This is a genomic window from Bradyrhizobium sp. AT1 (assembly GCF_001590795.1).
Classification (GTDB): Bacteria; Pseudomonadota; Alphaproteobacteria; order Rhizobiales; family Xanthobacteraceae; genus Bradyrhizobium.
Map to the genome: position 1 here is coordinate 3,270,666 of NZ_JXDL01000001.1, position 9,863 is coordinate 3,280,528.

General features: G+C 64.9%; 7 protein-coding genes and 1 pseudogene. 2 read left to right on the forward strand and 6 right to left on the reverse strand.

Going from position 1 to position 9,863, the window contains the following annotated elements:
• Positions 1-127 (forward strand): annotated as a pseudogene (locus tag SE92_RS34990) (carboxylating nicotinate-nucleotide diphosphorylase); the annotation flags it as partial.
• A 158-nt stretch (positions 128-285) separates the two neighbouring features.
• On the opposite strand, the gene SE92_RS15420 reads toward SE92_RS34990, so the two are convergent.
• The 3 genes from SE92_RS15420 to SE92_RS34995 form a co-directional block, all read right to left on the reverse strand.
• Positions 286-1,740, reverse strand: coding sequence for a cell wall hydrolase (locus tag SE92_RS15420; RefSeq protein WP_063196536.1), 1,455 nt, complete (start codon positions 1,738-1,740; stop codon positions 286-288).
• A gap of 479 nt (positions 1,741-2,219) precedes the next feature.
• Positions 2,220-5,159, reverse strand: a complete 2,940-nt coding sequence (gene ppdK / locus SE92_RS15425; protein ID WP_063196537.1) for a pyruvate, phosphate dikinase — start codon at positions 5,157-5,159, stop codon at positions 2,220-2,222.
• A 96-nt stretch (positions 5,160-5,255) separates the two neighbouring features.
• Entirely contained in the window at positions 5,256-5,411 is a 156-nt protein-coding gene (locus tag SE92_RS34995; protein WP_018648785.1) for a DUF3096 domain-containing protein, read from the reverse strand.
• Between the two features lie 225 nt (positions 5,412-5,636).
• On the opposite strand from SE92_RS34995, the gene SE92_RS15430 reads away from it, so the two are divergent.
• Complete coding sequence (locus SE92_RS15430; protein ID WP_063203552.1) at positions 5,637-5,990, forward strand: DUF1236 domain-containing protein; 354 nt, start codon at positions 5,637-5,639, stop codon at positions 5,988-5,990.
• Between the two features lie 291 nt (positions 5,991-6,281).
• Here SE92_RS15430 and glyS read toward each other — a convergent pair whose 3' ends face one another.
• The 3 genes from glyS to SE92_RS15445 form a co-directional block, all read right to left on the reverse strand.
• Positions 6,282-8,387 carry a glycine--tRNA ligase subunit beta gene (gene glyS, locus SE92_RS15435; protein ID WP_063196538.1) on the reverse strand — a complete coding sequence of 702 codons (2,106 nt, stop codon included), beginning with the start codon at positions 8,385-8,387 and terminating at the stop codon, positions 6,282-6,284.
• A complete protein-coding gene (locus tag SE92_RS15440; protein WP_063196539.1) occupies positions 8,387-9,322 on the reverse strand; it encodes a glycine--tRNA ligase subunit alpha in 936 nt (311 codons plus the stop codon). Before SE92_RS15440 ends, glyS begins: the two co-directional genes overlap by 1 nt.
• A 210-nt stretch (positions 9,323-9,532) precedes the next feature.
• Positions 9,533-9,724 carry a hypothetical protein gene (locus SE92_RS15445; RefSeq protein WP_063196540.1) on the reverse strand — a complete coding sequence of 64 codons (192 nt, stop codon included), beginning with the start codon at positions 9,722-9,724 and terminating at the stop codon, positions 9,533-9,535.
• Positions 9,725-9,863: the final 139 nt, after the last annotated feature.

The window sequence follows — 9,863 nt, forward strand, 5'->3', positions numbered from 1 at the left end:
GGCATCCGGCGGCGTTACACTGGAGTCGATCGCCGCGATTGCCGCGACCGGCGTCGATTACGCGTCAGCAGGCGCGCTGACGCATTCGGCGCCGAACTTCGACTGCGCGCTCGATATCGAGATGTGAGGCAGGTCTTCTCCCTCTCCCCGTTCTTACGGGGAGAGGGTTGGGGTGAGGGGCCTCTCTCCGCATATGCAACTGTCGAGAGACCTGTACCCCCTCACCCGGATTGCATCTTCGATGCAATCCGACCTCTCCCCGCAAGCGGGGAGAGGTGAACACAACTACCTCCGCTCGCTCACGCCCATTTCCGCGGAGCTCTTGGCTTCCTGCGCGAGCTCGGCGGAGAGCGCGGCGGTCTGGGCCGGGGTGCCCCAGCTTGGTTCCTCGCTGCCGTCGCCCCAGGCGCGGGGCCGATAGAAGGTGTGCACGCCGGTCTTGTACATCTTCTTCATCTCGGCGACCCAGGACGGACGCACCCAATAGGCATGATAGTGCGTGGACTTGCCGACTTCGGGCAGCCAGATCTGGCCGTCGAGCATGGCCTTCGCGATCTTCTTGGCGCGCTCCCACATCTCGGGCTCACGGATCACGTCGGCATTGTTGTCGCAGGCGAAGGTGAACTGGCAGGCGAGATGGCGGTGCTTGTTCTGATAGACAGCGCCGCACACGGTGTCCGGATATTTGCCGGAGAACACGCGGTTCATCACGACCTGCGCGACCGCCATCTGGCCGCGCACGGCTTCGCCGCGCGACTCGAAATAGACCGCTTCCGCGAGGCACTTCTCGGATTTCGCGCGCGACTTGTCGTCGAGCGCGAGCCGTTCCGCCGGTGATCTGGTGCGCTGGTTGTCGGCGTTGACCTCGCCCTTCGGCGCGACGCTCTCGCCGCTTTCGATGTCCTTGGCGATGTCCGCTGTGGGCGGCGACAGCGCGGCCGTCACCTTCATGTCGGGGTCGGGCATCACGATCAGCGGCTCGGCGCCGGGCTGCCAGCTCTCGATGCTCTCGAGATTGCCACCGAGCGAGGAGCTGCCGAAGAACAGGTTCGCGGTCTTGACGCTGAAGGGATCGCGCACAGGCGTGGTCGGCGCAGTGGTTCGCTTCAGCGCTTCGAGCGGCTGGACCGCCAACGCACGCGCAGCGGCGCTGGCTTGTGGTGGGTTGGCATATTGCGGCAGCGGCGGCGCGCGCAGCGCTTCCTGGAGCTCGGGGTCGAGCGCGGCCGCGGACTCCGGCGACATCGCCTGCGGCAACGCGGCCGTCTTGGCGCCGAACACCGAGCTGTTCGAGGTCGCGGGATCCTGCTGCGCCGGTGCCGAAGCTGGCGCGGCCGTCTCGGGAGACTCGACCGGTGTGACGGTTGCGAGGCGATCGCCCTTCATGGAGCGATCGACCTTGGGAAAGTCGGAAGCCTGGTAGCGGGGCGCGGCCTGCAGCGCCGGATTACGGCTGATCGCGCCGGTGACGTCGCGGCCATCGAGGCTCGCGAGGCGAACCATCGTGCTCTGCGGAACGGAGGTGCCAATGGGGCGCGAGAAGCTGTAGGTGGCGAGCTGGATGGAGGACGCCGCGGAGAACACCTGCTTCTGCCAACGCTCGGCGACGCCGGGTTGGCGCGCCAGCAAGGAGGCAATGTCCTGATAGCCGGTCTCTCTCGGCATCAATGCGAAGATGAAGAGACCGATTCCGAAGGACGCGAACCGCGCGCCCTTCGGATGGTTACGCAACACTGACATCGTTACGCTCACGCTACGCTTACGCCAGAAAAATCGAGCCGCAGTACATCCGTGCAATTCGATCTTTATCGTAAGTATCTAATTTAGGTTGCCGGGGCGTTAATCCGCGTTGCGCACACGGCACACACAAGCGTTTGCAGGTGTTTTCACGGGGTGATGATGCGCAGTGGTAAACGCGACCTCACGTGAAGCGGTAAACAACTGGTCAATGCGAATGGTGAAGGAACCCTTGCGCGCGCGTATCATTACGGGACGCGCGCGAGTTCCCAGTGTTGCGCGCGGGATGCTCGTCATTGCGAGCGCAGCGAAGCATCCAGAATCTTTCCGCAGAGGCAATCTGGATTGCTTCGCCGCATCTGCGCAAAATTGCTCCGCAATTTTGTCGCCGAGCTCCTCGCAATGACGTGGAGAAAGCGGCGCCCAAAACAAAAGAGGCGGAGCTTTCGCTCCGCCTCTTCATTCCAGCATTTTAGTTCGCCTTACGCCTGGCTCGCGACGGCCTTGCCGAGCGCGGCCTGCGCGGCAGCGAGGCGGGCGATCGGCACGCGGTAGGGCGAGCACGAGACGTAGTCGAGGCCGATATTGTGGCAGAAGGCGACTGAGGCGGGATCGCCACCGTGCTCGCCGCAGATGCCGACCTTGAGCTTCGGCCGCGTCTTGCGGCCGCGCGCGACACCGATCTTGACCAGCTCGCCGACGCCTTCCTGGTCCAGCGCGACGAAGGGATCGATCGGGAGGATGCCCTTGGACACGTAGGTGCCGAGGAAGCTCGCCGCATCGTCGCGGCTGATGCCGTAGGTCGTCTGCGTCAGATCGTTGGTGCCGAACGAGAAGAACTCGGCCGACTGTGCGATCTCGGCCGCGAGCAGACAGGCGCGCGGCAGCTCGATCATGGTGCCGACCTGATAGGCGAGCTTGGTGTTGGTGTCGCGCATCACCGCCTGCGCGGTCGCATCGATCCGCGCCTTGACGAGATCGAGCTCCATCTTGGTCGCGATCAGCGGCACCATCACCTCGAGGCCGACGGCCTTGCCGGTGCGCTTCTCGGCTTCGACCGCCGCCTCGAAGATCGCACGCGCCTGCATCTCGGCGATCTCCGGATACGCGATCGCGATACGGCAGCCGCGGAAGCCGAGCATCGGATTGAACTCCGAGAGCTCGCGGGCGCGGTCGGCGAGGCGCCGCGGGTCGGTGTTCATGGCGCGCGCCACTTCCTCGACCTCGGCATGGGTGTGCGGCAGGAACTCGTGCAGCGGCGGATCGAGCAAGCGGATCGTAACCGGCAGGCCCTTCATGATCTCGAACAGCTCGACGAAGTCGGCGCGCTGCATCGGCAGCAGCTTGGCGAGCGCGGCGCGGCGGGACTGCTCGTCCTCGGAGAGGATCATCTCGCGCACGGTGCGGATGCGCGTCTCCTCGAAGAACATGTGCTCGGTGCGGCACAGGCCGATACCTTCGGCGCCGAACTTGATCGCGGTGCGCGCGTCGTCAGGCGTATCGCCATTGACGCGGACGCCGATCTTGCGGACCTGGTCGGCCCAGTTCATCAGCGTGCCGAACTCACCGGACAGCTCCGGCTCGATCATCGGCATGCGACCGGCGAGGACCTGGCCGAGCGAGCCGTCGATGGTGATGACGTCGCCGGTCTTGAAGGTGCGCGAGCCGATGCTCATGGTGCCGCGGCCGTAATCGACGCGGATGGTGCCGCAGCCGGAGACGCAGGGCTTGCCCATGCCGCGCGCGACCACCGCCGCGTGCGAGGTCATGCCGCCGCGCGTGGTCAAAATGCCTTCGGCGGCGTGCATGCCGTGGATGTCTTCCGGGCTGGTCTCGATGCGGACCAAAATCACCTTTCGTCCGTCGCCCTGGAGCTTGGCCGCTTCGTCCGAGGAGAACACGATCTCGCCGGACGCCGCGCCAGGCGAAGCCGGCAGGCCGGTTGCGATCACGTCGCGCTTGGCGTTGGGATCGATCGTCGGATGCAGGAGCTGGTCGAGCGAAGCAGGATCGATGCGGGTGACCGCTTCCTTCTTGGTGATCAGGCCCTCATTGGCGAGCTCGACCGCGATGCGCAGCGCGGCCTTCGCCGTCCGTTTGCCGCCGCGGGTCTGCAGCATCCACAGCTTGCCCTGCTCGACCGTGAACTCCATGTCCTGCATGTCGCGGTAGTGCTTCTCGAGCAGCGTGTAGATCCGCGTCAGCTCCTTGAAGGCCTCGGGCATCGCTGCTTCCATCGACGCCTTGTCGGAGCCCGATTCCTTGCGCGCTTCCTCGGTGATGTCCTGCGGCGTGCGGATACCCGCCACCACGTCCTCGCCTTGCGCGTTGATCAGGAACTCGCCGTAAAGCTTGCTCTCGCCGGTCGAAGGGTTGCGGGTGAAGGCAACGCCGGTCGCCGAGGTCTCGCCCATGTTGCCGAACACCATGGCCTGCACGTTGACCGCGGTGCCCCAGGATTCCGGAATGTCGTGCAGCTTGCGATAGGTCACCGCGCGCGCGTTCATCCAGGATGAGAACACGGCGCCGATCGCGCCCCAGAGCTGGTCGTGCGGATCCTGCGGGAAGTCCTTGCCGGTCTCGCGGGCGACCGCGTCCTTGTACTTGCCAACCAGCTCGACCCAGTCGTCGGCGGTGAGGTCGGTGTCGAGCGTGTAGCCCTGGCCGTCCTTGAAGGTGTCGAGGATTTCCTCGAAGTGATGATGCTCGAAGCCGAGCACCACGTCCGAATACATGGTGATGAAGCGGCGATAGCTGTCATAGGCGAAGCGGCGATCGCCCGACAATTCCGACAGCGCTTCCACGGTCTGGTCGTTGAGGCCGAGGTTGAGCACCGTGTCCATCATGCCCGGCATCGAGGCCCGCGCGCCGGAGCGCACCGAAACGAGCAGCGGGTTCTTGGTGTCGCCGAAGATCTTGCCGGTCAATTTGCCGACATGGTCGAGCGCCTTCTCAACCTGCGCCTGAAGTTCCTTAGGGTAGGTTTTGCCGTGGGCGTAGAAATAAGTGCAGACCGAGGTCGGAATGGTGAAGCCGGGAGGCACAGGAAGGCCGAGATTGGCCATCTCGGCGAGGTTCGCACCCTTGCCGCCGAGCAGGTCGCGCATCTCGGTGCGGCCCTCGGCCTTGCCATCGCCGAATGTGTAGACCCATTTGCCGGCCTTGCCGGCTGCCGGCGCCGCCTTCGCGGGCGCAGCCTTCTTCGGCGCCGGCTTCGCAGCAACCTTCGGCAGAGCCGCCTTGGTCACAGCCTTTACCGCCGGCTTTGCAGCGGGCTTGGCAGCGGATTTGGCGACCGGCTTCGGCGCGCTCTTGGCCAGCGCCTTGCGGGCCGGCGGCGCGGCCTTAGCGGCGGCGGAGGACTTTGATTTCGCTGGGATTTTCGCCAGGGTCTTCTTCGGCTTCGAGGCGGCTTTGGCCATAGCTTGCACACAACCTGCGAGAGGAATGGGAATTCGCGGGCCTTACACCATTTTGGGCGGGCCCGCGCAAGTCAGACAGTTCCGGAAAATGAACGCCTAGAGGTGGAGCCACTTCAGGAGCCCGAGCCCGATCGCACCGTTGACGATGAGGAAGATCGCGACGATCAGGTTGAGCAGTCGCGGCATGATCAGGATGAGCACGCCCGCAATCAACGACAGGATCGGCGAAATGTGGGCGACGGTGATGTGCATGAATTATCTTTCTGTGGGTGGGGCGAATCGCGGGCGGATCATAGCCCTCCCGGTTCCGCGAGTAGAGACGCGCAACACGTGATGCGAGTTCCGGCCCTCACGAAAACTGCCTGAAATTGCCGCGAATGGGGCGGGCCTTTTCCCGGAACATTGCGAAGGGGGCATGCATTGGCCAATCGGCTGCGCCACTGGCGCGTCCGAACCATCACGTCGAAGGAGTTGTCCATGCGGAACAGGATTCTTGCTCTTGCAGCGCTCGCGGCCGCGATCGGCTCGCCCCTCGCGGCGCAGGCGCAAAGCGGTGTCACCGTCGGACGCGCGCCCGCGGTGGTCGACAGCGGGCCGACCATCGCAGTCGAGCAGCGACCGGCCTTCCGGGAGTATGTCGTCGAACAACGTGTGCCCGCCTTCCGCATTCCGGATCGCATCGTAGTCGGCACCACATTACCCGAGGCGGGCGTCACCTATTATGACGTGCCGCAGCGCTTCGGCGCCACCACCTATCGCTACACCGTCGTGAACGGTGAGACCGTGCTGGTCGAGCCGCGCTCGCGCCGCGTCGTCGAGGTGCTAGACTGATTGACGGTTGAGATCGACTAGGTGTCCGGCGCGCCACATCAGGCTGGCGCGAACAGTGTAGAATCGGACATCAGGCCCCGCCCGGTCTTCCCCCCGCCGGGCGGGGCATTTTTGTGCGTGCACCACTCTCATGTCCCGGACCAGGCGCAACGCGCAAGCGTTGCGACGCAGAGCCGGGACCCAGAAGCTGCGAGCACGCGGGCCGCATGGGCCCCTGCTCTGCAGCGCATCACGCCGCGAAGCGGCGCGCTGCGCAGCGTCCGGGGCACGAGAGCCGCAACAACCGCAGCCTCAATCCTGGATCTTCGAGAAATCCGCCACCGCGCGCGTGGCGCTGCGGATTTCGTTCAGCAGCTTCAGGCGGTTCTCGCGCACCTTCGCATCGTCGTCGTTGACACGAACCTTGTCGAAGAACGCATCGACCGGCGGCCGCAGCTTCGCCATCGCGCTCATCGCGGCGGCAAAGTCTTCCTTGGCGACGGCAGCGCTGGCTTCCGTCTTGACCTCGCCGATCGCCTTGGCCAGCGCCTTCTCCTCAATGAGGCTGTAAAGCGCAGCATCGGGTGCGCCGTCGAAGCTGCGCTTGTCCTTCTTCTCCTCGATCGAAAGAATGTTGCTGGCGCGCTTGATACCGGCGAGCAGGTTCTTGCCGTCGTCGCTCTCGAGGAATCTGCCGAGCGCCTCGACGCGGCGGACGATCATCAGGAGATCGTCCTGGCCGCCGAGCGCGAACACGGCATCGACGAGATCGTGCCGCGCGCCCTGCTCGCGGAGCTGGACTTTGAGGCGGTCGGCAAAGAAGGCGAGAAGGTCGCTTGGAAGCTTCGAAGCATCGGCTGGTTTGACCGACAAGCCGACGAGCGCGGACGCTGCCACCTTCATGAGCGACAGACGAAGTGCATTCTCGGCGATCAGCCTGATCACGCCGAGTGCTGCGCGGCGCAGCGCATATGGGTCCTTGCTGCCGGTCGGCTTTTCGTCGATGGCCCAGAATCCAACGAGCGTGTCGATCTTGTCGGCGAGTGCCACGGCAACACTGACCGGATCGGTCGGCACGCGGTCTGCAGGGCCTTGCGGCTTGTAGTGATCCTCGCAGGCGGCGGCGACGGAGGTGTCCTCGCCCTGGGCCAGCGCGTAGTACTTGCCCATCAGGCCCTGCACTTCCGGGAATTCGCCGACGACTTCGGTCAGCAGATCCGCCTTCGCCAGATGCGCGGCACGGGTCGTCTTGGCGACATCAGCGCCGACCAGCGGCGCGATCTCGGCGGCGAGGCGCACGATGCGCTTGATGCGCTCCGCCTGCGTGCCGAGCTTCTCGTGGAAAACGATCTGCTCGAACTTCGGCAGCCGATCCTCGAGCTTCGTCTTCAGGTCGGTCTCGTAGAAGAACTTCGCATCGCTCAGCCGCGCACGGATGACGCGCTCGTTGCCGGCGACGATGGTCTTGCCGCCGTCAGTCGCCTCGATGTTTGCGACCAGGATGAACTTGTTGGCGAGCTTGCCCTCGTTGCTCTTGGAGTCCTTGACGACGAAGCACTTCTGGTTGTTGCGGATGGTGGCGCGGATCACTTCCGCAGGCGTCGCCAGGAATTCCTGCTCGAACGAGCCCATCAGCACGACCGGCCATTCGACGAGGCCGGCGACCTCGTCGAGCAGGTTCTGGTCCTCGACCAGCTCAAAACCTTGCGCGAAGGCGAGCTGCTTGGCGTCGGTCAGGATCGCATCCTTGCGGCGCTCGGGGTCGAGCACGACCTTGGCGTCGAGCAGTTTTGCTTCGTAGTCCTCGAAGCGGCGCACGGAGATTGCCGCCGGCGCGAGAAAGCGATGGCCATAGGTCGTCTGGCCGCTCGCGATGCCATCCACCTCGAACTTCACGACATCGGGCTCTTCGGTCTCGAGCCCGAAGGTCGCGGTGATCGCGTGCAGCGGGCGCACCCAGTTCAGCGCGCCGGGCTTGCCGGAACGCGCACCCCAGCGCATCGATTTCGGCCAGGGGAAGGTGCGGATGATCACGGGCAGGATTTCCGCAAGCACGTCGATCGCGTCACGACCGGGCTTCTCGATCAAGCCGATGTAGAAATCACCCTTGGGGTCGCGCTGGATCTTGGCCTCATCCAGCGACTTCAATCCCGTCGCCTTCAGGAAGCCCTGCACGGCCGCGTCGGGCGCACCGATTTTCGGCCCGCGGCGTTCGGTCTTGAGATCCGGCTGCCGCGCGGGGATGCCGTGCACGGTGAGCGCGAGACGGCGCGGCGTCGCGAACGCTTTCGCGCCCTCGTAGACCAGACCTTCGGCGACGAGCTTGTCGGTGACCATGCGACGCAGATCGTCGGCCGCCTTGGCCTGCATGCGCGCGGGAATTTCTTCCGAGAACAGTTCAAGCAAAAGATCGGGCATCAGGCCGCTCCGCCCGCTTCAGTATGGATCCAGGCCTCGCCGCAGGCCTTGGCCAGCTCGCGCACGCGAAGAATGTAGCTTTGCCGCTCGGTCACCGAGATCACACCGCGAGCATCGAGCAGGTTGAAGACGTGGCTCGCCTTGATGCACTGGTCGTAGGCCGGCAGCGCCATCAAATGCGCTTCGCGCTTATCGTCCTTCCAGCCGGCATCGAGATATTTCCGGCAGGCAGCCTCGGCCATCTTGAACTGCTCGAACAGCATCGCGGTGTCGGCGACTTCAAAGTTGTGCTTCGAATATTCCCGCTCGGCCTGCAGGAAGACGTCGCCATAGGTGACCTTGGCGTCGCCGTCGCGGCCGTTGAAGTTGAGGTCGTAGACGCGGTCGACGCCCTGCACATACATCGCAAGGCGCTCGAGCCCGTAGGTGAGCTCGCCCGCGACCGGCGCGCATTCGAAGCCGGCGACCTGCTGGAAGTAAGTGAACTGGCTGACTTCCATGCCGTCGCACCAGCATTCCCATCCGAGGCCCCAGGCGCCGAGCGTCGGGCTCTCCCAATCGTCCTCGACGAAGCGGATGTCGTGCAGGGCGGAATCGATGCCGATCGCGGCGAGCGACTTCAGGTACAGCTCCTGAAGGTTCGGCGGCGACGGCTTCATGATCACCTGGAACTGGTAATAGTGCTGCATCCGGTTCGGGTTCTCGCCATAGCGGCCGTCCTTGGGCCGGCGCGAGGGCTGCACATAGGCGGCGTTCCAGGGCTTTGGCCCGAGCGCGCGCAGCGTGGTCGCCGGATGGAAGGTGCCCGCACCCATCTCCATGTCGTAGGGCTGCAGGATCACGCAGCCCTGCTCGGCCCAGAACCGCTGGAGCGCGAGGATAAAACCCTGGAACGAGCGTTCCGGGCGCATATGGGCGGGCAATGAGGCGTCCATCGTCAGATCAGGCTCTCGCGGGGATTTTGAATCGCGCGGGACCGTATCGACGGCGGGGGTGGGAATCAAGGCAAAGGGGGCGGATTCGGGCGTCATTCCGGGGCGCCCGCAGGGCGAGCCCGGAATCCATTGCGCCGCTCGTTTCGTGGTTCGATGGAGTCCGGGCTCTCGCTTCGCGAGCTCCGGCATGACGATTGAGCGGACTTACCCCTACCCCGGCCGATAAGCCCCGGTGACGGGGTCACGTTTCAGGGTCTGGACATTCCCCACGTGAGCGGTTTCGGCGACGCGCGACAGGCGCATCTCCTCCAGCTCCTCATTGATCCGGACAGCGGTCTTGTAGGCCCAGCGGACCACGGCAAGCCCGCCCAGGACGCCCGCGAAAGCGACAAACGGCGGCATCGGTCGATCCTTGTTGAGTGCTCAGCCCCCACGCACATTCTTGCGCAGACCGGCCCGTGCCGCAATTGGCTCGGGCCGGACCAAATGGCGCGGGAGGATGTCGGCTAGAACCCGAATTTCGCCCAAATCGCCCGCGTCT

Coding starts and splice junctions, on each gene's coding strand:
- SE92_RS15420 (WP_063196536.1), bottom strand. CDS start 1,740: ATGTCAGTGTTGCGTAACCATCCGAAGGGCGCGCGGTTCGCGTCCTTC.
- ppdK (WP_063196537.1), bottom strand. CDS start 5,159: ATGGCCAAAGCCGCCTCGAAGCCGAAGAAGACCCTGGCGAAAATCCCA.
- SE92_RS34995 (WP_018648785.1), bottom strand. CDS start 5,411: ATGCACATCACCGTCGCCCACATTTCGCCGATCCTGTCGTTGATTGCG.
- SE92_RS15430 (WP_063203552.1), top strand. CDS start 5,637: ATGCGGAACAGGATTCTTGCTCTTGCAGCGCTCGCGGCCGCGATCGGC.
- glyS (WP_063196538.1), bottom strand. CDS start 8,387: ATGCCCGATCTTTTGCTTGAACTGTTCTCGGAAGAAATTCCCGCGCGC.
- SE92_RS15440 (WP_063196539.1), bottom strand. CDS start 9,322: ATGGACGCCTCATTGCCCGCCCATATGCGCCCGGAACGCTCGTTCCAG.
- SE92_RS15445 (WP_063196540.1), bottom strand. CDS start 9,724: ATGCCGCCGTTTGTCGCTTTCGCGGGCGTCCTGGGCGGGCTTGCCGTG.